Source organism: Photorhabdus africana, from assembly GCF_035181445.1.
GTDB lineage: Bacteria > Pseudomonadota > Gammaproteobacteria > Enterobacterales > Enterobacteriaceae > Photorhabdus > Photorhabdus laumondii.
In genome coordinates, this window is record NZ_JAXBVE010000191.1 from 1 (window position 1) to 442 (window position 442).

1 pseudogene is annotated in these 442 nt (G+C 62.2%); it reads right to left on the reverse strand.

Annotated features, from left to right (window positions below):
* Positions 1 to 180: 180 nt before the first annotated feature.
* Positions 181 to 442 (reverse strand): annotated as a pseudogene (locus tag SLS51_RS23360) (type VI secretion system Vgr family protein); the annotation flags it as partial.

A 442-nucleotide genomic window follows, 5' to 3' on the forward strand; every position in this document is an offset into this window, starting at 1 on the left:
GCCGTTGTGGTCATCGGGGCTGGTGAGTACCAGCAGACTGACATCCCGCCAGTCGCGGGGCACGCTGAGGGTGCCGGCGTTAAAGTGAAAAGGGATGAAGGTATTTTCCTGCGTCATCGGGTTCTCCGGGTGCGTGTTCAGGGCGCCCGGCGGGCAGCCGGGGCCGTTATTCAGGTCAGATTAGTTATTCAGGCCGATTTTGCTGCCGTTAACGGACACCCCGTCGGCGTTCAGGGTAATGACTGAGCCGCCAAAGGTGAGTCTGATATGCGTCTGGGTCATCTCAATGCGGCCCGCGCCGACGGTCAGGGTGAGGTTGTCGCTGGCCGTGTAGAGCTGGGTACCCTCGCCGGCGTTGCCCGCGGTGGCTTTGACCTGTATCTGGTTGGCTTCGGTGCTGCGCAGCCGGCAGACGGTTTCGGTGAGGCTGCCCTGCTCAATG